General features: G+C 64.9%; 4 protein-coding genes. All 4 read left to right on the forward strand.

Annotation, left to right across the window (positions count from 1 at the left end; genetic code table 11):
• Positions 1-883 (forward strand): 4-hydroxyphenylpyruvate dioxygenase (gene hppD, locus Q0716_RS06215; protein WP_299020890.1); only part of this gene is annotated, 883 nt, incomplete at its 5' end.
• A 27-nt stretch (positions 884-910) separates the two neighbouring features.
• A complete protein-coding gene (locus Q0716_RS06220; RefSeq protein WP_299020892.1) occupies positions 911-1219 on the forward strand; it encodes a 4a-hydroxytetrahydrobiopterin dehydratase in 309 nt (102 codons plus the stop codon).
• 28 nt (positions 1220-1247) lie between these two features.
• The gene (phhA, locus tag Q0716_RS06225; RefSeq protein WP_299020895.1) at positions 1248-2180 is read left to right on the forward strand and encodes a phenylalanine 4-monooxygenase; all 933 of its coding nucleotides are present in this window, start codon (positions 1248-1250) and stop codon (positions 2178-2180) included.
• 370 nt (positions 2181-2550) lie between these two features.
• Positions 2551-2909, forward strand: a 359-nt coding sequence (locus Q0716_RS06230; protein ID WP_299020897.1) for an OmpW family outer membrane protein, incomplete at its 3' end; no start/stop codon positions are given.

The following is a 2909-nucleotide window of genomic DNA, read 5'->3' on the forward strand; positions in this document are numbered from 1 at the left end:
CGGCCCCAGCGCCTGTGGCTTGGCCTTCCGCGTCAAGGACGCCCACAAGGCCTACTACCGCGCGTTGGAGCTGGGCGCGCAGCCCATCGACATCCCCACTGGCCCGATGGAGCTGCGCCTGCCCGCGATCAAAGGCATCGGCGGCGCGCCGCTGTACCTGATCGACCGCTACGAGGACGGCAAGAGCATCTACGACATCGACTTCGAGTTCCTGCCCGGCTTCGAGGACCCGGCCAGCCGCCACCCCGTGGGGCATGGCTTTCAGGTCATCGACCACCTGACGCACAACGTCTACCGTGGGCGTATGGCCTACTGGGCGCAGTGGTACGAGCGGCTGTTCAACTTCCGCGAAATCCGCTACTTCGACATCCAGGGCGAATACACCGGGCTCAAGAGCCGCGCCATGACCGCGCCCGACGGCCTGATCCGCATTCCGCTCAACGAAGAGGGCGGCTCGGGCAGCAATGGCCAGATCGAAGAGTTCCTCATGCAGTTCAACGGCGAGGGCATCCAGCACATCGCCTTGCTGACCGACGACATCCTGCGCAGCGTCGATGCGCTGCAGATGGCGGGCGTGCCGCTGATGAGCGCGCCCAACGACATCTACTACGAGATGCTGCAAGAGCGCCTGCCGGGCCACGGCGAACCGGTGGCCGAGCTGCAGGCGCGCGGTATCCTGCTCGACGGCAACACCCGGGGTGGTGACAAACGCCTGCTGCTGCAAATCTTCAGCCAGCCGGTGCTGGGCCCGGTGTTTTTCGAATTCATCCAGCGCAAGAACGACGAAGGCTTTGGCGAAGGCAACTTCAAGGCCCTGTTCGAAAGCCTGGAGCGCGACCAAATCCGCCGCGGCACCCTCAAGGTCGAAAACGCTGCCGCCTGACCGCCCTACCCTCCAAGGAACCCCGACATGACCAAACTCGAAGGCCCCGCGCTCGACGCCGCACTGGCCCAACTGCCCGCCTGGACGTTCGATGGCGAGCGCCACGCCATCCGGCGCGTGCTGCGCTTTGCGGACTTCAACGCGGCCTTCGGGTTCATGACACGCGTGGCTCTGGAGGCCGAACGCCGCAACCACCACCCGGAGTGGAGCAATGTATACCACCGGGTGGACATCACCCTGACCACCCACGATGCCAGCGGCCTGACCCAGCGCGACGTGGACTTAGCGCACTGGATCGACACGGCTGCGGCAGCCGCGGGCGGCGTACCCGCCTGAACGCGGCACGCACGAGGAGACTGTTACCATGAACGCCCCCGCCACCGCCTTGCACGGCTGGGCGGCAGGCGAGGCTGGCCGTCCCGCCAGCCCCGACTGGACCATCCCCCAGCATTGGGAGCGCTACACGCCGGAAGAACACGCCACCTGGGCCACCCTGTTTCGGCGCCAGATGGCGCTGCTGCCCGGGCGCGCCTGCGCCGCTTTTCTGGACGGCATGCGCCGCCTGCCCATCGAGCCGGACCGCATCCCCCACTTCGACGCGCTGTCCGAGGTGCTGATGCGCCACACCGGCTGGCAGGTGGTAGCCGTGCCAGGGTTGGTACCGGACGACGTCTTCTTTGACCACTTGGCGCACCGGCGCTTTCCCGCCGGGCAGTTCATCCGCCGCGCCGATCAGCTCGACTACCTGCAAGAGCCCGACGTCTTTCACGACGTGTTTGGCCACGTGCCCATGCTGCTCAACCCGGTCATGGCCGACTTCATCCAGGCCTATGGCGAGGGTGGGCTGCGCGCGCAACGGCTCGGTGCACTCGAGATGCTGGCGCGCGTGTACTGGTACACGGTGGAGTTTGGCCTGGTGCGCGAGGACGGCGGCCTGCGCATCTTTGGCGCGGGCATCGTCTCCTCTGCGGCCGAGAGCGTGTTTTGCCTCGACTCGACGTCGCCGAACCGCATCGCGTTTGCGCTGCCGCGCGTCATGCGCACGCGCTACCGCATCGACGACTTTCAACAAACCTACTTTGTGCTCGACCGGTTGGACGACCTGCTGCGCCTGGCCGACATCGACTTCGCCCCGCTGTACGAGCAGGTGCGCGCGCTCGAACCCCTGGCGCCCGACGCGGTGCTTCCTGACGATGAGGTCATCACCCACGGCGATGGGCACTACCACCGGGCGCGGGGGTTGTACACACGCTCCCCGATCCAGACACGAAGCGCAGGTGCGCGTCCTGCGCTTTGAGCACCGAGTACAAATGGCGCAGCCCCTCGCGCATGCGGCGCAGGGTCTGGATGCCGATGGGTAGTTTGCTGCGGGTCATCGAAAGGCTTCACGCGCAGAAGCGATCACGAACCACGAAACCATGTTCGTGAAACGGCCAGCTTAGCACACAGCCCCTGCGTGGCCCGCGGATGTCATCCCCGGGTGCAGCGCCCGATCGAGTCAGAGCGCCAGTGCCCAAGACTTTGACGCAGATCAACATCCGCCTGTTGGTCGCGGACGCATACCCATCGTCTTGATGGACATCAAACACCGGGGGTAACCTTGGGTGTGCAATAGGCTAGCGAGGTCTTCCCTCGTGGGACATAACCTTTTTCAAGTGAGCAACACCATGAAATCATCGATGCTTTTTCGCTTCGGGTGGGCCGCAGCAGCGTGCCTGGCTGCGCTGAGTGCACAAGCGCAAACGGTGGACAGTGGCACCTGGATGGTACGCGCGCGCGCCGTTCACCTCGACCCAGCCAACGACAATAGCAATCCCGCCGTACCGGTGTCGATCAATAGCAAGTGGTTGCCCGAGGCTGATTTCAGCTACTTCTTCACGCCCAACATCGCGGCAGAACTCATCCTGACGGTGCCGCAAAAACAGCGGGTATCGTTGGCGGGCACGCAGATCGGCACGCTCAAGCACTTACCCCCTACGCTGACGCTGCAGTACCACTTCCCCATGCAAGGGTTCAAGCCCTATGT

Source organism: uncultured Tepidimonas sp., from assembly GCF_938045175.1.
GTDB lineage: Bacteria > Pseudomonadota > Gammaproteobacteria > Burkholderiales > Burkholderiaceae_C > Tepidimonas.